The 24,082-nt window shown below is 63.2% G+C and carries 25 protein-coding genes; 8 read left to right on the forward strand and 17 right to left on the reverse strand.

Translation table 11 applies throughout. The features are described 5' to 3' along the window. Positions 1-41 precede the first annotated feature (41 nt). Positions 42-428 (reverse strand): MarR family winged helix-turn-helix transcriptional regulator, encoded by a 387-nt coding sequence (locus NYP18_RS14470; protein ID WP_259428903.1) that lies wholly within the window; start codon positions 426-428, stop codon positions 42-44. 235 nt (positions 429-663) lie between these two features. Here NYP18_RS14470 and NYP18_RS14475 point away from each other — a divergent pair, with 235 nt between their 5' ends. After that, entirely contained in the window at positions 664-1,704 is a 1,041-nt protein-coding gene (locus tag NYP18_RS14475) for a substrate-binding domain-containing protein (protein WP_259428934.1), read from the forward strand. A gap of 58 nt (positions 1,705-1,762) precedes the next feature. On the opposite strand, the gene NYP18_RS14480 is transcribed toward NYP18_RS14475, so the two are convergent. The 3 genes from NYP18_RS14480 to NYP18_RS14490 form a co-directional block, all read right to left on the reverse strand. Next, complete coding sequence (locus NYP18_RS14480) at positions 1,763-2,413, reverse strand: AmiS/UreI family transporter (protein ID WP_259428904.1); 651 nt, start codon at positions 2,411-2,413, stop codon at positions 1,763-1,765. A 115-nt stretch (positions 2,414-2,528) separates the two neighbouring features. Beyond that, positions 2,529-3,956, reverse strand: a complete 1,428-nt coding sequence (locus tag NYP18_RS14485) for an amidase (RefSeq protein WP_259428905.1) — start codon at positions 3,954-3,956, stop codon at positions 2,529-2,531. Further along, positions 3,949-4,131, reverse strand: coding sequence for a hypothetical protein (locus tag NYP18_RS14490; protein ID WP_259428906.1), 183 nt, complete (start codon positions 4,129-4,131; stop codon positions 3,949-3,951). Before NYP18_RS14490 ends, NYP18_RS14485 begins: the two co-directional genes overlap by 8 nt. Before the next feature lie 477 nt (positions 4,132-4,608). Here NYP18_RS14490 and NYP18_RS14495 point away from each other — a divergent pair, with 477 nt between their 5' ends. Together NYP18_RS14495 and NYP18_RS14500 are read left to right on the forward strand one after the other, a co-directional pair. Continuing rightward, positions 4,609-5,433, forward strand: coding sequence for a M23 family metallopeptidase (locus tag NYP18_RS14495; RefSeq protein ID WP_259428935.1), 825 nt, complete (start codon positions 4,609-4,611; stop codon positions 5,431-5,433). Between the two features lie 160 nt (positions 5,434-5,593). Next, the gene (locus NYP18_RS14500) at positions 5,594-6,136 is read left to right on the forward strand and encodes a TspO/MBR family protein (RefSeq protein WP_259428907.1); all 543 of its coding nucleotides are present in this window, start codon (positions 5,594-5,596) and stop codon (positions 6,134-6,136) included. Positions 6,137-6,184: 48 nt separating this feature from the next. Here the strand turns inward: NYP18_RS14500 and NYP18_RS14505 are convergent, their stop codons facing one another. The 5 genes from NYP18_RS14505 to NYP18_RS14525 all read right to left on the reverse strand — a co-directional run bounded on the left by NYP18_RS14505 (position 6,185) and on the right by NYP18_RS14525 (position 11,525). Next, entirely contained in the window at positions 6,185-7,696 is a 1,512-nt protein-coding gene (locus tag NYP18_RS14505) for an aspartate ammonia-lyase (RefSeq protein WP_259428909.1), read from the reverse strand. 134 nt (positions 7,697-7,830) lie between these two features. Continuing rightward, on the reverse strand, positions 7,831-9,000 hold the full coding sequence (locus tag NYP18_RS14510; protein ID WP_259428910.1) for a M20 family metallopeptidase: 1,170 nt from the start codon (positions 8,998-9,000) through the stop codon (positions 7,831-7,833). Then, positions 8,993-9,661, reverse strand: coding sequence for a DUF1028 domain-containing protein (locus NYP18_RS14515; protein WP_259428911.1), 669 nt, complete (start codon positions 9,659-9,661; stop codon positions 8,993-8,995). Before NYP18_RS14515 ends, NYP18_RS14510 begins: the two co-directional genes overlap by 8 nt. Positions 9,662-9,664: 3 nt before the next feature. Then, positions 9,665-10,075 carry a RidA family protein gene (locus tag NYP18_RS14520; protein WP_259428912.1) on the reverse strand — a complete coding sequence of 137 codons (411 nt, stop codon included), beginning with the start codon at positions 10,073-10,075 and terminating at the stop codon, positions 9,665-9,667. Positions 10,076-10,172: 97 nt separating this feature from the next. Further along, positions 10,173-11,525, reverse strand: coding sequence for a flavin-containing monooxygenase (locus tag NYP18_RS14525; protein ID WP_259428913.1), 1,353 nt, complete (start codon positions 11,523-11,525; stop codon positions 10,173-10,175). A gap of 196 nt (positions 11,526-11,721) precedes the next feature. On the opposite strand from NYP18_RS14525, the gene NYP18_RS14530 reads away from it, so the two are divergent. From NYP18_RS14530 to NYP18_RS14540, 3 genes are all read left to right on the forward strand, one after another. After that, positions 11,722-12,723: a LysR family transcriptional regulator gene (locus NYP18_RS14530; protein ID WP_259428914.1), complete on the forward strand. Its 1,002-nt coding sequence runs from the start codon at positions 11,722-11,724 to the stop codon at positions 12,721-12,723. A 117-nt stretch (positions 12,724-12,840) separates the two neighbouring features. Further along, positions 12,841-14,211 (forward strand): MFS transporter, encoded by a 1,371-nt coding sequence (locus tag NYP18_RS14535; protein WP_259428915.1) that lies wholly within the window; start codon positions 12,841-12,843, stop codon positions 14,209-14,211. A 105-nt stretch (positions 14,212-14,316) separates the two neighbouring features. Further along, positions 14,317-15,243: a LysR substrate-binding domain-containing protein gene (locus NYP18_RS14540; protein WP_259428916.1), complete on the forward strand. Its 927-nt coding sequence runs from the start codon at positions 14,317-14,319 to the stop codon at positions 15,241-15,243. Positions 15,244-15,266: 23 nt separating this feature from the next. Here NYP18_RS14540 and NYP18_RS14545 read toward each other — a convergent pair whose 3' ends face one another. The 7 genes from NYP18_RS14545 to NYP18_RS14575 form a co-directional block, all read right to left on the reverse strand. Continuing rightward, entirely contained in the window at positions 15,267-15,479 is a 213-nt protein-coding gene (locus NYP18_RS14545) for an OB-fold domain-containing protein (protein ID WP_259428917.1), read from the reverse strand. Positions 15,480-15,482: 3 nt separating this feature from the next. Further along, on the reverse strand, positions 15,483-16,643 hold the full coding sequence (locus tag NYP18_RS14550) for a thiolase domain-containing protein (RefSeq protein WP_259428918.1): 1,161 nt from the start codon (positions 16,641-16,643) through the stop codon (positions 15,483-15,485). Then, positions 16,640-17,293, reverse strand: coding sequence for a CoA transferase subunit B (locus NYP18_RS14555; protein WP_259428919.1), 654 nt, complete (start codon positions 17,291-17,293; stop codon positions 16,640-16,642). Before NYP18_RS14555 ends, NYP18_RS14550 begins: the two co-directional genes overlap by 4 nt. Further along, positions 17,290-18,018, reverse strand: coding sequence for a CoA transferase subunit A (locus NYP18_RS14560; protein ID WP_259428920.1), 729 nt, complete (start codon positions 18,016-18,018; stop codon positions 17,290-17,292). Before NYP18_RS14560 ends, NYP18_RS14555 begins: the two co-directional genes overlap by 4 nt. A 13-nt stretch (positions 18,019-18,031) precedes the next feature. Beyond that, positions 18,032-18,796, reverse strand: coding sequence for a 3-hydroxybutyrate dehydrogenase (locus tag NYP18_RS14565; protein WP_259428921.1), 765 nt, complete (start codon positions 18,794-18,796; stop codon positions 18,032-18,034). Positions 18,797-18,816: 20 nt separating this feature from the next. Further along, positions 18,817-20,232 (reverse strand): GntP family permease, encoded by a 1,416-nt coding sequence (locus tag NYP18_RS14570; RefSeq protein ID WP_259428922.1) that lies wholly within the window; start codon positions 20,230-20,232, stop codon positions 18,817-18,819. A gap of 145 nt (positions 20,233-20,377) precedes the next feature. Continuing rightward, positions 20,378-21,577, reverse strand: a complete 1,200-nt coding sequence (locus NYP18_RS14575) for a PucR family transcriptional regulator (protein ID WP_259428923.1) — start codon at positions 21,575-21,577, stop codon at positions 20,378-20,380. A 113-nt stretch (positions 21,578-21,690) separates the two neighbouring features. On the opposite strand from NYP18_RS14575, the gene NYP18_RS14580 reads away from it, so the two are divergent. Next, a complete protein-coding gene (locus NYP18_RS14580; protein ID WP_259428924.1) occupies positions 21,691-22,512 on the forward strand; it encodes a class II glutamine amidotransferase in 822 nt (273 codons plus the stop codon). A 261-nt stretch (positions 22,513-22,773) separates the two neighbouring features. On the opposite strand, the gene NYP18_RS14585 is transcribed toward NYP18_RS14580, so the two are convergent. Next, complete coding sequence (locus NYP18_RS14585) at positions 22,774-23,301, reverse strand: S41 family peptidase (RefSeq protein ID WP_259428925.1); 528 nt, start codon at positions 23,299-23,301, stop codon at positions 22,774-22,776. Positions 23,302-23,860: 559 nt separating this feature from the next. On the opposite strand from NYP18_RS14585, the gene NYP18_RS14590 reads away from it, so the two are divergent. Then, a complete protein-coding gene (locus NYP18_RS14590) occupies positions 23,861-24,064 on the forward strand; it encodes a cold-shock protein (RefSeq protein ID WP_126120575.1) in 204 nt (67 codons plus the stop codon). Positions 24,065-24,082 lie beyond the last annotated feature (18 nt).

Raw genomic sequence — 24,082 nt, forward strand, 5'->3', positions numbered from 1 at the left:
CGTTGATCGCGTATGACCACTGAACCCCAGGAATCAATCATCTAGATCCCGCGCAGCGCCCCGCATAACTCGACCAGCGCCTCCCGGCTGATGCCGGAGACACTGGTCATTTTTTCGACCCTCTCATCCAGGTCCCGGAGCTGCTCACGGAGTTCCTGGTGTGCGTCCCGGCCGCGGTCACTGATGAAGACCTCGACCTTGCGGCGGTCGACCTGGCTGGCCTCCCGGTAGACCAGGGAGCCGGTGACCAGTTTGTCCACCGCACGGGTCAAGGAGGCCCCGGCACACCCGGAGGCCGTGGAGATCTGGGACATCGCGCTGCCGTCGTTGCGCCGGATGGCATCCAGCACCATCCACTCGTCGAGGGTGAAGCCATGTTCGGCCACCACGTCCGCCACCATGGCGGAGAGATTCTTGGTAGTGTGCACAAGTACTGTGACTAGAGATACATCCCCCGCGGGAAGTGTGGCAGGACTCACTTCAGTAGCGTCCCTGAGACGATCTGAGATGGTCATCCGTGAGCCCCTTTGCACGTCATGCTGACAGCTGTTGCCCTACAGCCTACTCGACGGGTCCCCTCTCAAGCTCGCGTTGGACAACTCCACCGTGATGACACCGAGGAGGTTCAGCCACCTCATGCACGGCGACCGCTACCGGATCGGCATGCTCGTCCCCTTCCAGGGCCCCGGCGGGATCTTCGGACCCTCCTGCGTGGCCGTCTCGGAACAGGCCCGCAACGAACTCAACCGGCACTCCGGCATCGGGGGCCGGGCCGTCGAGCTGGTCTACATCGACGCCGGGCAGCGGCCCGAGCAGATTGCCGCGGAGGTCTCGCGGCTGGTGGATTCCGGGAGCATCGACGCGCTCACGGGCTGGCACATCTCCTCCATCCGCAAACTGCTGGTGCCGGTCCTGCGCAACCGCATCCCCTACGTCTACACGTCACTGTCCGAGGGGGATGAGCGGCAGCCCGGGGTCTACCTGACCGGAGAGGATCCGGAACAGCAGATCTTCCCCGCCCTGCAGTGGATGCGCGAGCAGCTCGGCCACCGCCGCTGGCATGTCGTGGGTGCGAGTTACATCTGGCCGGTGCGCTCCCTGCAGAAGACAGCCCTGGCCGCCCACGATCTGGGCCTGGAACTGGTCGGCAGCACCCTGGTCGAGATGGGTCAGGGTGGCGATCCCCGCCTGCCCGGCGCGGTGGCCGCGAGCGGCTGCGACGCCGTGCTCATCCTGCTTGTCGGCCAGGACGCCGTGGACTTCAACCGGAGCTTCGCCGAGGCCGGCCTGCATGAGACCGTGACGCGCTACAGCCCCCTCATGGAGGAGAACATGCTGCTGGCCAGCGGGGCTGAGGCGACCATCAACTTGTACTCCTCCGCCTCCTATTTCCGTTCCCTGACCAGCCCGGCGGCCCTGGACTTCCTCGGCCGCTATGTCTCAGAGCACGGCGCCACGGCACCAGCACTGAACAACATGGGCCAGTCCTGCTACCAGGGCATCTATCTGCTGGCGGAGCTGGCCCGGCGCAGCCGGAGCGTGCGGGTCGCCGACTTCAACCGCGTCATCGAGGACCTCAACTTCGACAGCCCCCGCGGGTTGATCACCTTCCGCAACCACCAGGCGCGGCAGCCCATCAACATCGCGCGGGCGGACGGACTCGACTTCGACGTGCTGGGTACCCTCCGCCCCTCCTTCACGTGAGTGCGGCGGTGTTTCACGTGAAACACCGCCGCAAAGCCAGACCTCCGCAGGACTTTCCTCAGCCCACCGGAACCCGTACCGCATCAGGGATGCGCACCGGAGCGGGGGTCCTGCTGCGCAGCATCACCGCCACCCCGGCGCAGACGAGCACCGCGACGATCTGCACGACCGCCACCAGGGTCACAGAGGTGGTGGCCCAGGATCCGTCGATCATGAGCAGGCCCGGCACGGAGGCGGTGGTCACCGACTGCAGGACCGCCAGGGTTCCGGCCGCCTGCCCCGTCTCCGGACCGCCACCCACCAGCGCCAGGAAGAAGGAGAGGAAGAGCGCGGACCAGGCGGCCCACAGCCAGGCCATGAGCGGGTCCGCGGAACCCGTGAAATTCACCGTGGCTAGGACCGCGGCGATCATCGAGGCCCAGCCGCAGTACCAGCCGAGCGCGGTACCCGTCCCGCCGAAGAGCGAATTCGCTCCGACGGTGAGGTAGGTGAAACCGAAGAGGAGGAAGCCCACGGAGCCGAAGGCCGCCGAGCGGAAATCAGGCGCCGTAGCTGACAGGGTCACGGCGGGCACCAGCGCCGTGAGGACGAGGAGGGCACCCACGAGGAGGTTGACGGGGATGGCCGCCTTGGCGTCGACACGCCCGAGGAAGACGAGCCCGTTGACCAGGAGGACGGCGCCGACGAACAGGAGGGCAATACTGGACATGGTTGTGCTCCGGGATCTTGGAGGTGGCAGTGGACGGGAAAATGAAGAGGACCCCGGTGAGCGGGTGTCACCAGCTCACCGGGGCCCTCCGAACACGGGATGGTTCCGATCCGGCCTAGCGCGTCAGGGCACCCGCTCCGACGGGTGCGCGGCGACCCTGCATCGGGTTGGCGGCCTCGATCTGGGAGCCGACCTTGAGCACGGTCGCCTCGTCGAAGGCACGGCCGATGATCTGCAGGCCGACGGGCAGGTCATCGCTCAGTCCCACCGGGACGGTCAGCGCCGGCAGGCCGGTGAGGTTGCTGGGGCCGGTGAAGCGGATGAAACTGTCGATGAGGTCGGCCTCCGCGCCGTTGAGGTTGGCCACCGGGGAGCCGATGTCCGGGGCCATGACGGGCAGGGTCGGGGCGATGATGACATCGACGTCCTGCAGGGCGGCGGTGAACTCCTGCTTGATCTGGCGGCGGACCTGCTGGGCCTGGAGGTAGTCCACGGAGGAGAACAGCTCACCGAGCTCGAAGAGGAAGCGGATGTCCGCGCCGAGGTCGTCGGGACGGTTCTGCAGGTCGTGGTGGTGGATGGCGGAGGCCTCCGAGAGGCTGGTGGCCAGCTCCGTCCACTCCGAGTAGGCCAGGGCGGGGATGGAGACCTTCTTCAGCTTCGCTCCCCTGCTGACCAGATCCTCGATCTGCTTGCGCACCAGCTCCTCGATGGGTGAGTCGACGTCGCGGAAGAAGTAGTCCTCCTCGACACCGATGACCAGATCCTTCGGGTCGCCGCCGAGCGCCGCGGAGTAGTCCGCGACCGGCACGTCGACGGAGGTGGGGTCGCGGTGATCGTGGCCGGCGATGGCCTGGAGGGTGGCGGCGGCATCGGCGACGCTCTTGGACATCGGGCCGATGTGGTCGAGGCTCCACGCCAGCGGGAAGCAGCCGTATTTGGCCACGCGGCCGTGGGTGGGCTTGAGGCCGACCAGGCCGCAGGCGGCCGAGGGGATGCGGATGGAGCCGGCGGTGTCGGTGCCCAGGGTGGTGAAGCTCATGTCGGCGGCGACAGCGGCACCGGAGCCGCCGCTGGAGCCACCCGGCACCTTGTCCAGATTCCAGGGGTTGTGCACGGCGCCGAAGTGGGGGCTGTTGTTGTCGATGCCCCAGGCGTACTCGTGCATGTTGAGCTTGCCGGTGATCACGGCGCCCGCCTCGCGCAGCTTCTGCACCACGGAGGAATCGTCCCTGGAGACGAAGTCGCCGTGGATCTTGGAGGCCATGGTGGTGACCTCGCCGCCGATGTAGATGTTGTCCTTGATCGCCATCGGGACGCCGTGGAGGGGGCCGCGGTAGTTGCCCTGCGCGATCTCCTCCTCCGCCGCCCTGGCCTCCGCCAAGGCGGCCTCGTCACGGAAGCTGATGTAGGCGTTGACGGTGTCGTTGAGCTCGTGGGCGTGGTCGAGCAGGCTCTGGGTCAGTTCGACGGGGGATACCTCACGGCTCTCGATGAGTGCCGCGACCTCGGTCGCCGTCTTGTGCAGAAGTTCCTTAGACAATGTGATCACCACCGGGGATGTTGCGCAGAGCGATGTCCGCGTCGTTGAGGTTCATGTTCTCCAGGCCCTGCTTCAGCTGCTGGATCTCCGCCCACTTCGCCTCGATCTTCTCGAGGTGTTCATCAGTGGGGTGGATGCCCTTCTGGGCCAGTACGTCCTTGACCGAAATACTCATCAGTTTCCTCTGTCGTGGCGGGCGTCTCGGTGGGCTCCAAATCATCGAATCTTTACACCCACCTGAATTAGTTCCGAATGAACTAATTTCATAATGTAGATGATCTGCCTCACATTGGCAAGCGTTTGTGGCCTGCAACGCTTAATCCTCCCGTTACAAAGCTTTTCGACGCCCACCCCTGCCGCGCCGCCCGTGATTCGTGACACGGCAACAGAAGTCTGTGAATTTCGTGCCAATTTCCGCCCCTGCACCACGGACAAACCTGGCACTGAGCTGGAATTATGTTGATTTCCGCAAGACCAGCACGCTCCGACCCCCGATCCCCCGCCGAACGTCCAATCAAACTAGACCTTTGGACTTGCATACACCACGACGCATACGTAGGGTTCCGGGAATCAATAACGAAACGGTCACGATCCCCTTACGAAAGGGATCGAACTGAGCCCGTACAACGGGCCCCACGACAGGAGTAATCCCATCTTCACCAAGTCTCAGCGTTCTACCGCCACTGAGCGCCGCACCATCTCCCACAACCGTTCCGCCCGCAACCGCGTCGCCTTCATCGCCGCAGCCGCCGGCGCAGTCTCCACCGCCGGTATCGGCGGAGCCGCCGCCGCGACCCTCCAGGCCGAGGTCGGCACCCCCTCCCCCATCGTCGAGTACCAGCTCGTCAACGACTCCGAGCACGTCCTCTCCCCCGCCATGACCACCTCACCGCAGATCCTCGAGATCGCCGAGTTCAAGCCGGTGGACAACATGGAGGAGCAGCTGGCGAAGTCCACCCAGCTCGCCGAGGAGCGCGCCGCCGCTGAAGCAGAGGCCGCCGCCATCGCTGCGGCTGAAGCCGCTGCCCAGGCCGAGGCTGAAGCAGCCGCTGCCGCTGCCGCGGAAGCCGAGGCCGCACAGCAGGCCACCGCCGGTGTCGCCCGCCCCGCCGAGGGTGTGTTCACCTCCGGTTACGGTCCGCGCTGGGGCACCCTTCACGCCGGCATCGACATCGCCGCACCGATCGGTACCCCGATCCACGCGGTCATGTCCGGCACCGTCATCGACTCCGGCCCGGCCTCCGGTTACGGCCAGTGGATCCGCATCCAGCACGACGACGGCTCCATCTCCATCTACGGCCACATGTCCAGCCTGGGCGTGTCCGTGGGCCAGTACGTCACCGCCGGCCAGTACATCGCCGGCATGGGCAGCGAGGGCTTCTCCACCGGCTCGCACCTGCACTTCGAGATCCACCCGACCGGCAACGGCGCCGTCGACCCGGTCCCGTGGTTCGCCCAGCACGGCATCTACTTCTAACCCGGGTCAGCGCCACCGCATCGCCCCTGCGCGTCTCGTCCACCGGGATCCGGTGATTGGGCGCGAAGGAACGGAGGAGCCCCACCACGGGCTCCTCCCCCTTTTTGTTTCTCGCCGGGGCCGCGCGCGCGGGGCAGCGGATTTTCCCTAGGATTGGGCCATGAGCCCTCTCGGAATTCTCAGCCGTGCGGGTACTGCCTGGCAGCAGCTCGATGCCCGTAAGCAGTCCCGCTACCGCACCATCGCCACCACCTCGGCGGCCGTCATCGGCACGGCCGTGATCGGTTCGGTGGCCACCGACACCTCCACCCCCTGGTACCGGTCGCTGACCAAACCCGCCATCCAACCCCCGGCCTGGGCCTTCCCCGTGGCCTGGACGGGGCTGTACGCCAGCATCGCCGCAGTGGTCGGGCGGAGCCTGGCTGACCTGCAGGAACACGACCAGCAGGTGGAATATGCCGAGCTGCAGAAGGCGCTGGCCCTGAACCTGGCACTCAACGCCTCATGGAGCATCCTCTTCTTCAAGGGCAAACAGCCCGGGCCCGCGACCATTGAGGCCGGTGCCCTGGCCGCCTCGAGTGCGGATCTGACCCGGCGCGCCATGTCGGTGGAGAAGAAACGCGGTGCCCTCCTGCTCCCCTATGTCGGCTGGACCACCTTTGCCACGGTGCTCACCGGCGCGATCTGGTGGCAGAACCGTTGAGATAAGAACGCCGGCGACTCTCCCAGAAGGCCGGTTGTCCGCCAAGGTTCAGACATCCCGGTTCTCCGTGGCGAAACTGGCTTGCAGTGTAGGAATCAGCACTTCCGCTCGTAGTACGGACCTGACCTGCTCTCTGGTCATCAATCCTCGGGCAACCACCAGATCAGGAATATTCTGTCCCGTGGCGAGTGCCTCAGCAGCAACGTCGGTTGCAGCCGCATAACCGATGTGGGGATTGAGAGCAGTAGCGATTCCTATTGACTGCTCGATGGTCCCACGCAGATGATCTGTGTTAGCGGTGATTCCTTCAACGCACCGGATAGTGAGGATGTCACAGGCGTTAGTCAGGTGGATAATCGATTTGAAGATACTGTGGGCGATTACTGGCTCGAAAGCGTTGAGTTGGAGTTGCCCCGCTTCAGCCGCCATGGTGATCGTCATGTCATTACCGATCACCTCAAAGGCAACCTGGTTGACCATCTCCGGGATAACCGGGTTGACCTTTCCTGGCATGATGGAGGATCCCGCCTGCACCGGTGGCAGATTGATCTCAGACAACCCCGCCCGCGGTCCGGAAGAGAGCAGACGCAGGTCATTACAGATCTTGGACAGTTTCACCGCATTCCGTTTGAGGACACCGGACAACTGGACGAAAGACCCGACATCCTGGGTGGCCTCGACCAGATCATCGGCAGGTTGGATCTGCACACCCGAGATGTCCCGGAGATGGTCGCAGACCAATCCCGCATAACGGGGATGGGCATTGATACCTGTTCCGATTGCAGTGCCTCCGAGGTTGATCTCTGAAATGAGGGAAGTGGCCTCCACCAGCCTGTCGGCGTCCTCGGTAATCATGATCGCAAAGGCCCGGAACTCCTGACCGAGAGTCATGGGCACCGCGTCCTGGAGTTGGGTACGGCCCATTTTCAGAACCTGCGAAAAATCAAGCGCTTTAGCCTCGAAGGCTGCGGACAGGCGGTTCATCGCGACATGCAGACGCTGGGCGGCATACTGCACCCCTACCTTGACGGCCGTCGGATATACATCATTGGTGGATTGACTCAGATTCACATGTTCCAGCGGGTGAATGATGGAGTAATCGCCACGGGTATACCCCAGATGCTCCACCGCACGGTTAGCTATAACCTCGTTGGCGTTCATGTTCGCCGACGTGCCTGCACCTCCCTGTAAGACGTCAACGACAAATTCCGTGTGAAAGGCCCCGGCGCGAATCTCTGTGCAGGCCGTCTCAATTGCCTGGGCGATGGCCGGGTCCAGAAGTCCGAGTTCAGCATTTGTCCGGGCAGCGGCCTGTTTTACACTGGCGAGCGCGATAATGAGGTCCGGATAGACACTGATTGGAATTCCTGTGACGGGAAAATTCTCGGTGGCGCGCAACGTGTGCACTCCGAAATAGCACTCGGCACCGACCCCTCGGTCGCCGAGCAGATCGTGCTCGATTCGGAAATGGCCTTGCGGAGCCGCCTGGTCGTCTGTCTGGGCCACCGCTGCGGTACTCGCGGGGCTAAACGTGTTTATTATCCTGTTGGGCACATTCATGAGGGTCGTCCTTCATTCATATGCGTCCCTGCCCATGTTCGCCGGTGGACGGCGGAGTGGACAGAGACGATGGGATCATCTGAAAATCTAAGTGCGGAGGAATAGCCCCACCGCCACCCCAGGAGCGGGGAGACTCACAAAGGGCTGCCGCTCAGGGAGCGCGATAGTTCATCGAGCCATTGTTTTGCGACGTCCACACCTGTCCACGCCAATGCAGTGGCACCATCGATAAGCGTCTGGTTCGCGGTCTCGCCTACGCAGGCGTCAGCAAATTCAGCCTGGTGATTGAGGACCGGATAACAACCGACACCGACATACGGGTGAATCGACCGCACCATCTTCGAGACATTGGCCATGTCCGTGGATGCCCGACACATCTGTGTCTCGGGTCCTTCCGTACGCAGGTCACGGCCCAGGCTGCGGGCGTTGTTCTCGTAGAAGCTCAGGGCTGGTTCATCAGTGGTGAAATCAGAGTAGGGCTGTGATTCATCCCGGATCTCCACCCTGCATCCCGTGGCGAGTGCTCCTGCGCGGAAACACCGCAGAACCTTCTCCTGGGTCTCCTCCAGTTCCTGCATGGTGGAGGCTCGTACATACCATCTACCGCGGGTGAAGTGGGGGATTGCATTCGGGGCATCACCGCCGTGGGTGAGGATGCCATGGACTCGTACCGTGGGAGGCAGCTGCTGACGCAGCAGAGCGATGGCCACTTCCGAGATGGTGAAGGCGTCAGCTGCGTTGATGCCTTGCGTCGGGTAGGAAGCCGCATGAGCGGCATGACCGTAGAAGGTAACCTCCCAGTGGGCTACAGCCATGGGCTCAGCCCGGACCACGTCCACCGGAGCAGGATGCGCCATCATGGCGAAGTCGAGTCCCTCGAATGCGCCCCGGTCGAGCATCTCGATCTTACCGCCGTAGCCCTCCTCGGCAGGCGTACCGAAGACCTCCACCGTCAGGTCTAACTCGTCCGCTACTTTAGAGAGTCCAACAGCCGCTCCAAGAGACATTGCCGCGATCAGATTATGGCCGCAGGCATGTCCGATGCCGGGAAGCGCGTCATACTCAGCCATAAGAGCAAGCCGCCGGGAACCAGTGCCGAAAGTAGCGTGGAGGGCAGTCTCCAGTCCCACATACTGTTCTTCAACAACGAAGCCACGGTCCCTGAGGAACTGGGCGCATCGAGCTGCAGATTTGTACTCCTGCCAGGCCAGCTCAGGGTGGGCGTGCAGCCATTCCGATAGTCCGATCAGAGAAGGAAGTTCATCTCTGATAGCTGTGCTGATGTGATCCTTGATGTCATTCATCTCCGGGAACTCCATAACTGGGGGATGTAGAAGGATTGAGGCCACGCGTGACATAGTCGTCTCGTTGGGGGAGCCACTCATCGAGGAGACGTGTCAGATCCTCGAGAGGGGTCTCTGACCAGTCGACACGTAGATCGGTTTCAGCCCACCCGGCCCCGCGGACGACAGCCAGGCCCGCTGAGTGGATGGGTCCAGCCTCGCCTCCTGCGGCCAGGCCACAGTTCATGGCGTCGAGAAGTCGCGTCTCCAGATCACCGATTGATCTTTCAAAGGTATCCAACATGACGTCAATGACGTTCGAACCTGCCAGCATATTGCCGGCGACGACAGCATCAACTCCCACGCGGGCATGGTGGGTGCCAAGAGTCTTCCCGCCTGAGAAGGTCACGCCCTCCCCTACCTGTGGCAGGATGCTGATCTGACGGTAGTCCAGGGTGTCATCCATCCCTGCCAGCCAGTCCAGGGCCTGCGCAGCGCTGTCACCGGCAGAAAGACGGGAAAGAAGAGCAGGACCGAACCGTGGATCTGTGATGTTCTGCGAGGCCACGCCACCCACCCCACCCTGCAGATGAAGACAGCGGGCTGCCACCGCAGGTGACGAAGAACTGACCGCCATACCAATGGCACCGGCAGGATCACGAGCAAGAATTGAGAAAGTCATCTGTTACTCCTCCAGAACGGCTGTGGCGTCGATCTCCACCAGCCACTCGGGGCGGGCGAGGGCCTCGACGACAAGGCCGGTGGAAACGGGGAAGACACCTTTCAGCCAGCGTCCCGTTACGTTGTAAACGGTCTCCCGGTAGCGAATGTCCGTCAAGTAGACAGTCAACTTGACGATGTCCTCAAGATCTCCGCCAGCCTCTTTGAGAAGCATGTCGATGTTGGACATCGCCTTCTCGGTCTGAGCCTCGACGTCACCGATGCCCACGGATTCCCGGGTATCGAGATCTTGACCGATCTGGCCCCGGAGGTAGACCACACCGTTGGCCACCACTGCCTGGCACAGGTCATTACTGAGATTCTGTTCCGGATAGGTGTCCTTCGTATTGAAGGGCCTGATGCGGGTGTGCTTCATGGATTCTCCTTTAATGAGGTGATTGAACAAGGGTGTTCGTCACCGTGTACCTGCACGGTGACAAACAACCAGGTGATTCCGGCAGAGTAGTTCTGCTTCAGGAGGTCGACACCAGGGACAGCGTGTCTGCGTTCTCCTGCTCGGACCCGACGGCAGAAACGTCAATAGCTGGTTTTTCCACCTGCCTGGTGATACGTACCGCCTCGCCGTCATAAGCGGCGTAGCCCCGCTGAATCTGGATCTGGTCGGCGATGTATCGGGCGTCATGCCACACTCCCCAGATGAAGCTGGAGCCGCGGCGGGACTGCCAGGGAAGGCCGAGGAAGTAGATCCCTTCAGCTTTGGCGACACCCCGCTGGTGGAGGGGGCGGCCCTTCTCGTCGAACGAGTCGACATGGAGCCAGGAGTAATCCTGGCTGAACCCAGTGGCCCAGATGATGGACGTGACACCTGTCTCCGCCAGATTGAGTTCACGCAAAGGATTAGTGACACATTCCGAATCAGGTCCCAGTTCATGAGCCTCGGGTTCTGGCGGCAAATCGAGACCATTGGCCTCGATATATGCATCTGCCTCCCGCAGCAGGGACAAGTAATTATCATCACCGGCATGGATATTCTCGGCCAGATCGTCCGCGAACTTCATGATGCCATCTGACCAAGGCCCGGCGCGGCCCACGAGCGTGACACCTTGGGCAGCGAGGTCCCGGAAATCGATGGTGTCACCTCCGTGTGCCCCAGACACAGATATGGTAACGTGCTCTGCGCCCTTGGGTGGGGTGGCCATGTCCCATTTGCCCAGGACACCCAACCACCAGACAAAATCACGGTTTCGGTACCGGCGTGGGGGGCGATCATGCGGCCCCACAGCCAGGAATACCTTTCGTCCTGCCTCACGGAGCTCATCGGCAATCTGGACGCCCGAGGATCCGGCCCCCACCACCAGAACGCCTCCCTCCGGCAGCTGCTCAGGACGGCGATAATGGCTGGAATGGATCTGATGGATACCCGACGACTCCTCCACCACCGCCGGGATAACCGGCTTCTGGAACGGGCCAGTGGCCGCAACCACAAATCGGGCATCCCATGCGCCATCGGTGGTCTGCACAATGAAACCGGGCTCGTGCTCCTTCCGGTCCACTGCGAGGACTTCCACACCGGTGCGGACCGGTGCATTGATCATGGCAGCGTAGTCCTCGAAGTAGCTGGCCATTTGATCCTTAGTTGCGAATTCATCATCACTGATCCCCGTGATCTTCATGTTGGGGAAACGGTCGTGCCAGGCTGGACCGTTGGCGACCAGCGAATCCCACCGCTCTGTACGCCAACGCTCAGCAATGCGGTCGCGCTCCAGAACAACATGGGGCACCTGGGCATGGGTGAGATGCTCGCTGAGTGCAATTCCAGCTTGGCCGGCTCCCACAACGAGAACCTCGGTCTGTTTGATGGACATGCCTTCACCTCCGGGAAAGAGTGGCCTGAGAGTTGTGGATTTCAACACTCTCGGCCACATACTGTGATCTAGCTATCACTAAGTGTCGGGGCTACCCTTCTAAGAGGCAAATATCGAAATCCGCGCTTTTGCATCACTAAAATTGATGTTGTAGATACCGTAGGATCAATGAAATTTATTTCCGAAAGGCTTTCCCGTGACCAAAACACCTCCCAACCTCACCCTCGCCCAATTACGGTATTTCGTGCGTACCGTGGATCTCGGCTCGATGACTGCTACTGCAGATGAGCTTTTTGTAGCCCAGTCCGCGATATCAGCAGCAATCTCCCAACTTGAGCAAGCGGTGGGCTGCTCCCTGCTCATCCGGCAACGTGCCAGAGGAGTGGTACCTACCGAACAGGGCAGGACCTTTTATCGCTCCGCCGCCAAGATTCTGGGGGAGGTCGACGACGCCATCAATTCCCTGGACCCCCGCCGACTGAGCGGCACCCTGGCCGCCGGCTGCTTCACCACCCTCGCACCGTTCTACCTGCCCGAGGTCTTTGAACGGATCGATGCCACCTACCCCGACCTTGATGTCCGCATCGCTGAGGTCACCGGAGAACAGGTCTCCACCCTGCTACTCAGGCGAGAGCTTGAGGTGATACTCACCTACGGTTTCGACTACGGCCGCGAAATCAACTTCGTCCACCTGGCAGAGGCACCCCTGTATGCCGCCGTGGCAGAAAACCATCCGTTCGCGCATCGTGGCGCCATCTCCTTGGCCGAGCTCTCAGAGGAACCGCTCATCCTCCTAGATCTTAGAAAGTCGACCAACTATTTCCTCTCGATCTTTCACGATGCACACCTCTCGCCCCGTATTCACCATCGATTTGAGAGTTTCGAGGTTGTCCGCTCCATGGTCGCCCGTGGTCACGGCTATACCATCCTCAACCAGAGGCCAGCACATGATCTGACAAATGACGGATTTCACCTGGTTCGCCTCCCCATCACCGACTCACGGTCGCTACTACAAATGGGCGTGGCCCATCGCGCGGGTGAGCCCCTCTCCCGGAAAGGGGAGGCATTTCTCACCGAGTGCAGGGAAATGCTGAAAGGGTCCACCACCCCCGACTCCCACGCCACACACATTTCATCAGATCCCGGGCAGCCACGACCCGACCAGCAGACAAGAGCACTACCAGCGGACCCGCATTGATTTCAGTTTTCTCGATAGGGGTATCAGGAAATAATGATGGACGTGAGGTGTATCTCTTTTTAGAGTTCAGGTAATCCAACACACATCTCCGCTATCCCACTTCAAAGGAGCAGCGACATGAGCACCTCCGCATTCCCAAGCCCTGAGATCTCGCAGAAGGGGTTACGCCGAAACGTCTTCGCCGGTGCAATCGGCGTGCTGGTCCATTGGTTCGACTGGGCCATCTACGCTTACCTCGCCACCACCATCTCCCATGTCTTCTTCCCGCAACAGAGCGACAGCGCAGCACTACTTTCAGTGTTTGCTGTTTTCGCCGTGGCATTCTTCGTCCGCCCATTGGGTTCCCTCATCTTCGGGCATCTTGGCGACACCCTGGGGCGCAAGAAGACGCTGTCCCTCGTCATCATCATGATGGCAGCAGGAACCCTGATGTTGGGACTCATCCCCTCCTACGAGACAATCGGAATCTGGGCCCCCGTTCTCCTCGTCATTGCCCGCATTATCCAGGGCATCGCGGCAGGAGGCGAGTTCGGTTCCGCAGCTGCATTCCTGGCAGAGTACTCACCGCCCAAGAAGCGTGGATTCGGTTGCTCATGGATTGAATTCGGCTCGGTCCTGGGCTTCCTCCTCGCCTCCGTCGTCGTGGCGGGAATGCATGCCACCGTGTCGACGGAAAGCATCGAAGCTGGTGTGTGGCGAATTCCCTTCCTTCTGACCGTCCCCCTGGCCGCCGTGGGTCTCTACATCCGTCTGAAGATCGAGGACACCCCTGAGTACAAGGCACTGCAGGAGATGGAAACCGTTTCCTCTGCCCCGATCGCCGAGGTATTCCGCAACAACAAGACGCAGTTCTTCCAGACAATCGGCATTGAGATCTTCATGAACTGCACTTTCTACGTCGTCCTCGTGTACCTGATCACATACCAGGAATCCATGGTCGGGATGTCGGCGGGTCAGGCAGCCACCCTTTCCACTGTCGCTTCCTTAACCGCCATCGCGATCATTCCCGGCGCAGGAATTCTCTCTGACCGTATCGGACGAAAGCCTGTCCTCATCACCGCAGGGATTCTCCTGGTCAGTCTGGCGTGGCCGTTGTTCACCTACATGAATGTGGGTACACCCATCGCCGGTTTCATCTCCACCTTCGGCCTGGCGGCGATCCTCTCCCTCATCCTCGGCACCCACGCTTCGACGGTTGCTGAGCTGTTCCCCACTCGCACTCGCCAGTCTGGGTTGTCCATGGCCTACTCCATTGCAGGCGCCTTCTTCGCTGGCACCCTCCCCTACCTCAACACCTGGCTCATCGGAGCTACGGACAACCACATGATCCCGGCCTATACGCTCATGGTGGTGGGAGCGGTTGGCTTGGTCACTCTGTCCACCATGCCGGAGACCCGAGGTCGCAACCTGCTGCATGACTCTGACACAGCCCCTGCAACCACTCCAATCCGAACTGAGGTCGTAATCCGCCAGACTGAAGGAGTCTGACCCGCTTCAGCTCCTGTTCTGCCGCTAGACTCACCCGGGCAACCATTCTTGGTGTCGCCCGGGTTTTCCACGTTTGAATGTCCGACAAACCTTGAGGAGGACTCCTTGTCTGTCACGCTGCGGCAACTCGGCTACTTCGTCGCGGTTGCTGAACATGGGACGGTCACGGCAGCTGCTGCCGAGCTCTATGTTTCTCAGTCGTCAATCTCCTCGGCCATAGGCGATCTCGAACGCGCGCTGAATGTCCAACTTTTCGTCCGTCATTCCCGCGGGCTGTCACTGTCCGGGGAGGGACAGGCCCTTCTTCCGCAGGCCCGGTTCCTCCTCCGCGACATGGCAGACTTCGAGCGGAGCGCCGCTCATCTAGGGGACGAACTCACCGGCAGCATCAATATCGGATGCTATTCCACTATCGCTCCAATGCTTCTGCCTCGGGCCGTAGCCACTCTGGCACGTGAATACCCTGCTCTGGAGGTCACCTTCACAGAAGGATCCCGTACCCAACTTCTCGACGGTCTCAGTCTGGGCCGCCATGACGTGCTGGTGCTGTATGACTACCGGTTCAAACACGATCTTCCCCTCGTGGGTCAGGTGGAACGACTCGGAGCTTTTCCTCCGTATGCACTGTTGCCGGCCTCTCACCGTCTGGCGGAAGAAAAGGAGGTCAGGCTCCATGAGCTGGCGTCTGATCCCTTCATCCTCTTCGGTCTCGAACCAGCAGAGGAGTATTTTCTCTCCATGTTCAATCAGGTGGGTGTCGAACCAAACGTCCGTTACCGGACCACCAATCATGAGGTACTCCGTGGACTCGTGGCACAAGGGGTGGGTTATTCACTCCTCACCCAACGCACTCGTCAAACATTCAGTCATGAGGGCATCGAATACGCCACGGCTGAGATCTCTGGCCCGCATGACCCCCTGGGTGTCATCGCCATCACCCCGGGTCGCCGAGGGCTGCTACGAAAAATTGATGCTTTCATCAGCATCGCCCGCAGCATTGTCAATGATCCGCTCGCTCTCAACGACCGCTGAGCCCGACACCCCCCCAGCCAGGCTCACTGCAGGGCGTAGACCGCGCCGAATTCATCAGGTTGTTCGAGTCGGCGGAGGCGGTCGCCGATGTTGACTTCGGTGCCGTCGGTGTAGCCGGAGACCCGGGCGGTCTCGAGTTTCCCGTCGACGTCGATGATGGCCACGCAGTAGGGGGCGCCGTCGAAACCGCGGGGTGGGGTGCGCACGATGGTGTAGGTGTGGATGGTTGCTGACATTTCTTATTCTCCCTCGAAGATGTTGACCACGCAGGTGCCGGCGGTGCCGCCCAGGTTGTGGGTCAGGCCCACATCCGCCTTGACGACCTGGCGTTCGCCGGCGTCGCCACGCAGCTGGGTGACGATCTCGATCGCCTGGCTGATGCCCGTCGCCCCCACCGGGTGGCCCTTCGCCTTGAGGCCACCGGAGGTGTTGATCGGCTTGTCACCGCCGCGGGCGGTGCGGCCCTCGGCGACGGCGTCACCGCCACGGCCGGCCGCGAAGAAGCCGAGGTCCTCGGTGTTGATGATCTGGGTGATGGTGAAGCAGTCGTGGACTTCCGTCAGGTCAATATCGCCCGCTGAGCGCCCGGCCTGCCCGTAGGCTGCGGCGGCGGCCTGGCGGGTGGCCCGGAAGCTCGTCTGCGACTGCCGGCCGTGCAGGGTCAGGGAGTCCCCGCCGTGGCCGGAACCGGTGATGCGGACGCGGCGGGTGGCGGGGGCGCTAATAAGCGAGTCAGCGGTGAGCACCATGAAGGCCGCACCGTCGGTGACCAGCGAGCAGTCGTAGAGCCCGAAGGGATCGGCGATGGCGGGTGCGCTGAGCACCTTGTCCACGTCGATGCGTTTGCGCAGCTGCGCATGCGGGTTGAGCGCGGCGTTGTCATGGGACTGGACGGCGACCTGGGCCATCTCGCGGCGGACGTTGCGGTGCTCGTGGAAATAGCGGTTGGCCACCATGGCGAAGATGCCGGGGAAGGTCAGCCCGGACTGCGCCTCGAATTCGACGTCCATGGCGGAGGTCAGGGCCCCGGTGACCACGGCGGTGGTCTGGTGGGTCATCTTCTCCACGCCGCCGACGAGCACCACGTCGTGGATGCCGTGGCGGATGGCCTGCACCGCCTGGAACAGCGCCAGACCACCGGAGGCACACGCACCCTCCACCCGCAGTGCCGGTACATCCGCGATGCCGAGGGTCTCGGCCATGAGCGGACCCAGATGGGCCTGGCCGGTCAGCGCCTGCCCGGCGAAGTTGCCGATGTAGGCCGCACCGATCCGGGCGGGGTCAATGCCCGACTCCCGGATCGCCTGGCTGCCGGCCTCCTCAATCATGGCGTGCAGGCCACGTTCCGGATAACGCCCCATCGGGGTCTCGCCGATACCGGCGACGAACACGTCTCTCATGCTGCTGCTCCTTCAGTCAGCGACACCGTGAAACCGGCGCCGGTCTTGGTCCGGATCTCTTCCTCGCCCACGCCCGGCGCCATCTGGCGCAGGACGAGCCGGCCGTCGATGATGTCGAAGACCGCCAGGTCCGTGATGATGCGGTCGACCACCCCGACACCGGTCAGCGGCAGACTGCACTTATCGACGATCTTCGGGGAGCCGTCCTTGGCGGTGTGGTCGGTGAGCACCACCACGCGCCGGGCACCGGCGACCAGGTCCATCGCCCCGCCCATGCCCTTGACCAGCTTGCCGGGGATCTTCCAGTTCGCCAGGTCCCCGCTGCCGGAGACCTCCATGGCCCCGAGGAAGGCGGCCTTCATCTTCCCCGCGCGGATCATGCCGAAGGAGGTGGCGGAATCGAAGATCGCGGCGCCGGGCAGCAGGGTGACAGTCTGCTTGCCGGCGTTGATCAGGTCCGGGTCCTCCTCCCCCTCGTAGGGGTTGGGGCCCATGCCGAGGATGCCGTTCTCGGACTGGAGGATGACGTTGACGCCTGCGGGCAGGTTGTTGGCGATGAGCGTGGGGATGCCGATGCCGAGGTTGACGTAGTCGCCGTCCTCAAGTTCGCGGGCGGCGATGGCCGCCATCTCATCTCGTGTCCAGGTCATGGTGCTGAGGCCTCCTGCATCTGTTGGGTGGGTCGGGGTCGGGTGACCAGTGATTCGATCTGGCTGGGGATGGTGGCGTCGCCCAGGTGGTGGATGAACACGCCGGGGGTGTGGATGTCATCGGCATGGAGCTGCCCGCGGTCGACGATGTGCTCGGCCTCGGCGAAGGTGAGCTGCCCGCACTGGGCGACGACGGGGTTGAAGTTGCGGGCGGCGTAGCGGTAGCGGAGGTTGCCGTCGATATCCGCGGTGTGGGCGTGGACGAGGGAGATGTCGGCGATGATGGCGCGTTCCTGCAGCCAGATCTCGCCGTCGAACTCGGCCGTCGGTTTGCCCTCGGCGACCTCGGTGCCGACACCGGTGCGGGTGTAGAAGGCCGCGATACCGGAACCGCCGGCGTGCATGCGCTCAGCCAGCGTGCCCTGCGGCACGAGTTCGACCTCGACCGCGCCGGAGAGGTACTGCTGCATGAAGAGCTTGTTCTCCCCGATGTAGCTGGCCTTGACGCGGGAGATCTGGCCCTTTTCCAGCAGGCGGCCCAGGCCGACCCCGTCGATGCCGAGGTTGTTGGAGACCACCGTGAGGTCCTTGACGCCGGAGTCACGGACGATCTCGATGAGGGTGGCGGGGATGCCGCAGAGCCCGAAGCCGCCGACGGCCAGCGTCATGCCGTCGCGGAGCTCGTGGATGAGGGTGTCGCGGAGGTGCCCGGAGTATTTCGACATGGTTTTCCTTCCTCTAGCTCGCGGTCCAGCCGCCGTCGATGGTGTACGAGGCACCCGTGACCATGGCGGCGTGGTCGGAGGCCAGCCACGTCGCCAGGGAGGCGACCTCCTCCGGTTCGATGAGGCGCTTGATGGCGGCCTGGGTGAGCATGATCTCCTCGATGACCTCCTCCTCCCCGATGCCGTGGACGTTCGCCTGGTCGGCGATCTGCTTCTCGACGAGCGGGGTCCGGACATATGCCGGGTTGATGCAGTTGGACGTCACCCCGTGCGGGGCACCTTCCAGCGCCGCGGTCTTGGACAGGCCTTCCACGGCGTGCTTGGCGGTGACGTAGGCGGATTTGTAGGAGCTGGAGCGGATGCCGTGCTTGGAGGAGATGTTGATGATGCGGCCGAAACCGCGCTCGTACATCTTCGGCAGCGCCGCCCGCATGAGCAGGAAGGGGGCCTCGACCATGAGCCGGTTGATCAGGCGCCAGGTCTCGGGGTCGAATTCGTGGATGGGGGCGATGCGCTGGATGCCGGCGTTGTTGAGGAGGATGTCGACGTCGATGTCCACGTCCTCAAGCGCTGCCGTGTCGGAGAGGTCCACGGCCCAGTGCTCTCCGTTGATCTCTGCCGCCAGTGCCTCGGCGGCCTCCGCGTTGAGGTCGCAGATGGTGACGTGGGCGCCGGCGGCGGCGAACGCCCGGGCGCAGGCCGCGCCGATGCCGGAGGCACCGCCGGTGACCAGGGCTTTACGCCCCTGCAGGGAGATGGTGTGTGCGGGAGTATTCATTGTGCTGTTCCTTTCAGGTGCTAGAAGATGCCGAGGGAGACGGCACCGACGAGGAGCGCGACGGCCGCGACCGGACCGACGATGGTGATCACGGCGAGGTCCTTGTAGGACTGCCGGTGGGTGAGCCCGCAGACGATGAGCAGGGTGACCACGGCCCCGGAGTGCGGCAGGGTGTCCAGGCCGCCGGAGGCCATCGCGGTGAGGCGGTGCATGACCTCGAGGCTGGTGCCCTCTGCCAGGGCCATGTCGCGCAGCTGCTCGCCGAGGGCGTTGAGGGCGATGGTCATGCCACCGGAGGAGGAACCGGTCAGGCCCGCGGTGATGGAGACCGTGACCACGGAGGTGATGATGGCGTTGGCCCCCATGTTGAAGATGGAGTCACGGACCACGGCGAAGGCCGCGACGGAGGCGACGACCGCACCGTAACCGACCTCGGAGGCCGTGGAGAAGACCGGGAACATCGAGTTCTTCGCGCCCTCACCCACCGCGCGGAACAGTTCCTTGAAGTGCCGGAAGTTGAGGGCCAGGATCAGCAGGATGGCGGTGACGATACCGACCAGGACGGCCCACAGTGCGGCGCGGTTGGCCAGGGTGATGCCGCCGTACTTGTCGTCCGCCAGGTAGGCCCAGTCCATGGCGGGGAAGATGTAGAGGGTGCAGGCGAAGTTGACCAGGAAGACCGTCAGCAGCGGCAGGAAGGGGATGATCCGGCTCTTTGGCTCAGGCAGGTCGTAGGTGCCCTGTCCGGAGCCGTTGGCGCGGAGGATCTCCTGCTCACCGCCGTTGTGGACGCTGGAGAAGTGCTCGCCCTTACGCCGCAGCTGGCGGGTGCGGAACTCCAGCCAGAACAGGCCGAAGACGATGACCATGAGGGAGCCGACGATGCCGATGAGCGCGCCGGCGAAGGAGCCGGTGCCGAAGAACTGGCCCGGGATGATGTTCTGCACCTGCGGGGTACCCGGCAGGGCGGTCATGGTGAAGGTGAAGATACCGAGGGCGATCGTCGCCGGGATGAGCCGGCGCGGGATGTCCGCCGCCCGGAAGAGTTCACGGGCCAGCGGGTACATGACGAAGGCGACGACGAAGAGACTGATGCCGCCGTAGGTCATCAGGGCGGAGGTGACGACGGTCGCCGCGATCGCACCCCTGCCGCCGATGAGCGAGGTCACTGTCATGGCGATCGACCTGGCGTAACCGGTGACGGACATCAGCACACCGAAGATGGCGCCGGTGAGGAACACCGGGAAGAAGCTGCCGATGAAGTTGGCCATCGCCGGCATGAAGATCTCGGTGTAGACGGGCAGCATCGGCGCCCGGGAGAACAGGAGCGCGACGAGCGATGCGATGGGGGCGGCGACGAGAACCGGCACGCCCCGGTAGGCGAGGGTGATCAGCAACGCCAAGGAAAGCAGGATTCCGACGATTCCGAGGACCACAGGCACCTCCTTGAGTGAAAGAGTGGACAAGAGGTCTGCCGCGTGCCGGGATACTTCTGTGCGGCGACAGCTCAAGAATGCACCGCCCAATGTGATCTGCACTACATCTGCGGATGCAATGTTTGCACCCGATTTTTGTAGCTGGCTACAAAACAGTGGCGCCGCGTCCGCAGGCGGCCAGCACCCAGGACAACTCCACCAGGGTGTTGACCTCCCCCAGGTCAGCACCGGTCAGTTCCTCGAAACGACGCAGCCGGTAGCGCAGGGTGTTCACGTGCACCGGGATGCTTTTCGACGCCGCCGGGATGTTCATCCGGTGCTCCAGATAGGCCTGCACCGATTCCACCAGGTCATCGGCGAAACCGCCCGCCTCCCCCAGCGGGTCGAGGTAACGGCGGCGCAGCAGATCGGTGGTCTCCGGGCTGGTGTGGATGGCCAGGCGCCAGGACAGGGTCTCCGGCTCCACCACCTGTTTCAGCCCCAGGCTGTCCGCTGCGCGCAGGGCCAGAGAAGCAGAGGCGAAGGAACGCGGCAGGTCAGCGAGCAGCTCCGGCCCGCCGAGCCCCACCGCCATGCCCGGATGTTCGGCCGCGGAGTCGATCTCCCCGATGACGATGCCGACGATGACGCTGGAGCGCACCGTGGTGAGCAGCCGCGCTCCCCCACGCGAGGCCCAGGCGCGCAGACGTTCCTCCACCCCGTTGCCGGATCCCGATTTCGCGGAGGCCGTCAGGGCCCGGACGGGAACCTCGGTGGGCACGTCGTACATCGCCGCACCCCACAGCAGCTCCGAGGTCTCCACCCCTTCCGCCACCACCCGGCCGATCCACGCGGAACGACGGGCCGAGTCGGCGACCGCCCGGGCGATCTCCCGGTCACGGTAGACGCCAGCGGCACGCGTGGAGAAGACATCACCCAGGGACCACAGCAGAGTCGACCATTCCAGCACCTCATCAGCGGGGATGTCATATTCAGGAGCAAGCTCGATGAGGTGACGCAGGATCATGATCATGCAGATCCGGAATCCGCTGAGCACGCTGTCCAGCGGCACGCCCTGCCCCAGGCGCTCGATCGCGAGGGCACCTGCCTCGGGCACCTCTGCCGGGGAGGGTTCGCGGCCGGTGAGGATCGTCCGGATGCTCAGGTCGATGTTGCGGCGCACGGAGGCCGCCAGCGCTGCCCGGTCCACCAGTTCATAGCCGGGCACGGTATCGAAGAGCCGCTGCACGATGAGATCGACGACTTCCTCGGTGTCCATCTCCAGGCGGGCGATCAGGTCCTCCCACCGCCCCTCGAAGGGCTCCCCCCGCATGTCCGGTGACGGCGTCGCTCTCAACTCGTCCATGACATGCAGCGTAGAGGGGAAAACAGGTGCTCGCCGGGGTTCCGGAGGTCGGGAGGAAGTGAGACACTTCAGGAACCAGGACCATCTTCATCAAACACGGGAAGTGAGGGGTCATGTGTCGGCTCTTCGGTTTGAGCGCCGGGGGACAGCGTGTTCGCGCGTCATTCTGGCTGCTCGATGCCCCGGACAGTCTCCTCCGCCAGTCCTACCGGAACCCGGACGGCACGGGTCTGGGGACCTTCGATGAGGACGGACGGCCCCGGGTGGAGAAGGCGCCGATCGCGGCCTACCGGGACACCGCCTTCGCCAGGGAGGCAAAAGAGCGCCGCAGCAGTACTTTTCTGGCCCACCTGCGTTACGGCACCGGCGCGCCCGTTGCGATGTTGAACACCCACCCCTTCGAGATGGACGGCCGGTTGTGCGCCCACAACGGGATCGTCGGTGACCTGCCCCTCCTCCGGGAGCACCTCGGCTCCGATCTCAGCCGGGTGCGGGGCGAGACGGATTCCGAGCATGTCTTCGCACTGATCACCAGGGAAACCGCACGGGCCGGCGGGGATGTTGTGGAGGGGGTGAGTCAGGCATTGACCTGGCTGGCGGAGAATGTGCCGGTCTACGCCGTGAATGCGATCATCACCTCAGCACATGAGATGTGGGCTGTGCGGTGGCCCACCACCCATGAGCTGTTTCTTCTCGACCAGAGGAGGCTGCCGGAGCCCGTTGAGCAGCGCAGCAGCCACGGGATGCGGATCAGCTCCCCGGAGCTGGGTTTCCACCCTTCAGTTGTGGTCGCCAGCGAGGTACTCGACAGCTCCCGTGACTGGCAGCTGATCCGGCCGGGCGAGCTGATCCACGTGGGTGCCGATCTGGCGGTCACCCACATCCCGGTGGTCGATGGTCCGCCCCGCCGGCATCTGTCGGTGGCCCACAACTGATCAGGGAGGATCTCCCGCACTCAGGCGCAGCCCCGCTGGGTGTGCAGCCAGTCACCTCATCGGGCTGGATGGGAGTGTCGTTGAAGATCGCCCCCGTCCGGTCCTGCACCTGCGCAACGGTAAGGATCATCTGAGCCTGATCCGGCATGGCCACCACCACGTTCCCGGTGGTGTATCCCGCAGTGGGCGCCCCGAAACTGCCGGTCATCTCATCAGCGAGCACTGCCACCGGCAGATCATGCTTATCAGCACCCTCGACGCTCACCGGGCTACCTCCCCCGCGCACGCTGCCCCCTCAATCATCACCGGTTGTTCGCTGTGCCGGTCCACGAAGGACAGCGCCGGACCATCCGGCAGCAGCCCGGACAGACCGGCCAGCATCGGCCCCGTATCCCCACCGGTGTTGCCGCGCAGATCCACGACCACCCCGCAGGCCCCCTCCCCGACGACCTGATCAATGCCGTGGGCGAGGGTGCCCGCATAGACCTGGGAATCATCCTCGGGGCGGTGGGCAGGCACCGTGGCGAGGGTGGCACGCTTATCGACGGTCACGGTCGGCTGCTCAGCCGATGTGGCCAGGTAGTCACTCATCTCCTCCGGGCTGAGCAGACGGGAGTGCTTGCCACCCGCAGCGATGAGCGCGGCGTTGCGTTCATCATGGATCTCATCGATGTCCGCGGCCTGCCCAGCAGCTTCCGCCGCTGCTGCGCCGTATCGAGCACGACGGCCGCATAACGCTCCGAAGTGGGCGGAAGCACGAAGATCGGCCGCCCCATACCGCAGCACCATAGGTCGGACCCCAGATATAGAGCGCCACCGCAACGATGAGCGCCAGAATGAGGACAGGGCCCGAGCAGCCGATCAGTATTTTTTTACCCACGGCCGGCCACCTTAACGGTGGACTAACGGGGCAACCATGAAGGAGGGCTGGGGGTGGGGTGAGGGGAAACCCTGAGAGGCTCGTCACCTTCACCCTGGAATCAAGCAGCGCGCTGCCGCGCTCACACCGGTACTCCCGTCCGCGATGAATGCCATGGTCAACTGCGTATTCGGGTGCAGTGACCCCCCTCGATTCCGCGTAGAATCACCCGGCGGCCAGAGCGACAGTGCAGCCTATTTTTGATGTACCACTATCGCTGGGCGTCGATTCATGGCACACTGGGTGCTGATCGCGGTTTCTGTGCGCAGTGTCTAGGCGCTCGCAGGAGATATTCACGCGAGCGCCTAGTTTTCCTCAACCGCGCAGTAACTGCCGAGGTTGATGGTTTACGAGGAGTTCCAACGATCCGGGCGTCAGTGAATCATGCTGACGAACGTAGCATCACCTCATCAGGAAATAGGTATAGATATGGCACAGGGAACTGTGAAGTGGTTCAACGGCGAGAAGGGCTTCGGCTTCATCGCCCCCAACGATGGATCCGCTGATCTCTTCGTCCACTACTCCGAGATCCAGGGCAGCGGCTTCCGCACCCTCGAGGAGAACCAGCCGGTCGAGTTCGAGGTCGGCGAGGGTGCCAAGGGCCCCCAGGCTCAGCAGGTTCACCCGCTCTAAGCCGAACGCTCGTTAAAG

The organism is Corynebacterium lemuris (assembly GCF_024919295.1).
GTDB classification, from domain to species: Bacteria; Actinomycetota; Actinomycetes; order Mycobacteriales; family Mycobacteriaceae; genus Corynebacterium; species Corynebacterium lemuris.

Bases quoted from the DNA above. Each gene is read 5' to 3' on its own strand.
- NYP18_RS14525 (WP_259428913.1), bottom strand. From the start codon at position 11,525: ATGTCCATCAAACAGACCGAGGTTCTCGTTGTGGGAGCCGGCCAAGCT.
- NYP18_RS14490 (WP_259428906.1), bottom strand. From the start codon at position 4,131: ATGAGTATTTCGGTCAAGGACGTACTGGCCCAGAAGGGCATCCACCCC.
- NYP18_RS14510 (WP_259428910.1), bottom strand. From the start codon at position 9,000: ATGAATGACATCAAGGATCACATCAGCACAGCTATCAGAGATGAACTT.
- NYP18_RS14535 (WP_259428915.1), top strand. From the start codon at position 12,841: ATGAGCACCTCCGCATTCCCAAGCCCTGAGATCTCGCAGAAGGGGTTA.
- NYP18_RS14505 (WP_259428909.1), bottom strand. From the start codon at position 7,696: ATGAATGTGCCCAACAGGATAATAAACACGTTTAGCCCCGCGAGTACC.
- NYP18_RS14590 (WP_126120575.1), top strand. From the start codon at position 23,861: ATGGCACAGGGAACTGTGAAGTGGTTCAACGGCGAGAAGGGCTTCGGC.
- NYP18_RS14565 (WP_259428921.1), bottom strand. From the start codon at position 18,796: ATGAATACTCCCGCACACACCATCTCCCTGCAGGGGCGTAAAGCCCTG.
- NYP18_RS14475 (WP_259428934.1), top strand. From the start codon at position 664: ATGCTCGTCCCCTTCCAGGGCCCCGGCGGGATCTTCGGACCCTCCTGC.
- NYP18_RS14515 (WP_259428911.1), bottom strand. From the start codon at position 9,661: ATGACTTTCTCAATTCTTGCTCGTGATCCTGCCGGTGCCATTGGTATG.
- NYP18_RS14580 (WP_259428924.1), top strand. From the start codon at position 21,691: ATGTGTCGGCTCTTCGGTTTGAGCGCCGGGGGACAGCGTGTTCGCGCG.
- NYP18_RS14560 (WP_259428920.1), bottom strand. From the start codon at position 18,018: ATGTCGAAATACTCCGGGCACCTCCGCGACACCCTCATCCACGAGCTC.
- NYP18_RS14585 (WP_259428925.1), bottom strand. From the start codon at position 23,301: ATGGTGCTGCGGTATGGGGCGGCCGATCTTCGTGCTTCCGCCCACTTC.
- NYP18_RS14480 (WP_259428904.1), bottom strand. From the start codon at position 2,413: ATGTCCAGTATTGCCCTCCTGTTCGTCGGCGCCGTCCTCCTGGTCAAC.
- NYP18_RS14500 (WP_259428907.1), top strand. From the start codon at position 5,594: ATGAGCCCTCTCGGAATTCTCAGCCGTGCGGGTACTGCCTGGCAGCAG.
- NYP18_RS14575 (WP_259428923.1), bottom strand. From the start codon at position 21,577: ATGGACGAGTTGAGAGCGACGCCGTCACCGGACATGCGGGGGGAGCCC.
- NYP18_RS14545 (WP_259428917.1), bottom strand. From the start codon at position 15,479: ATGTCAGCAACCATCCACACCTACACCATCGTGCGCACCCCACCCCGC.
- NYP18_RS14555 (WP_259428919.1), bottom strand. From the start codon at position 17,293: ATGACCTGGACACGAGATGAGATGGCGGCCATCGCCGCCCGCGAACTT.
- NYP18_RS14550 (WP_259428918.1), bottom strand. From the start codon at position 16,643: ATGAGAGACGTGTTCGTCGCCGGTATCGGCGAGACCCCGATGGGGCGT.
- NYP18_RS14520 (WP_259428912.1), bottom strand. From the start codon at position 10,075: ATGAAGCACACCCGCATCAGGCCCTTCAATACGAAGGACACCTATCCG.